This window comes from Domibacillus sp. PGB-M46 (assembly GCF_022668875.1).
Classification (GTDB): domain Bacteria; phylum Bacillota; class Bacilli; order Bacillales; family Domibacillaceae; genus Domibacillus.
Genome location: NZ_JAKGCR010000117.1, coordinates 1 through 224 on the forward strand (window position 1 = coordinate 1; position 224 = coordinate 224).

1 protein-coding gene is annotated in these 224 nt (G+C 49.6%); it reads right to left on the reverse strand.

Translation table 11 applies throughout. The annotated features are described in order from the left end of the window. Positions 1-14: 14 nt before the first annotated feature. Positions 15-224 (reverse strand): transposase (locus L2D08_RS23880; RefSeq protein WP_242238034.1); only part of this gene is annotated, 210 nt, incomplete at its 5' end.

Sequence of the window (224 nt, forward strand, 5' to 3'; positions counted from 1 at the left end):
TTTTATGACTAATCTTAAATAGACTGAAGTGAAAGAAGCCGAAGGGCTTCTTTTTTAATATTCAGGCTCGCATTCAGATCCCGGTCGTGACGCACGCCGCAGGACGGGCATTCCCACACCCGGACAGCGAGACTTTTTACATCCTTATGCTGGTAGCCACACCCGGAACAGAGCTGGCTTGATGGGAAGAACGGATCGACTTTTATGATCGTCCGTCCGTACCA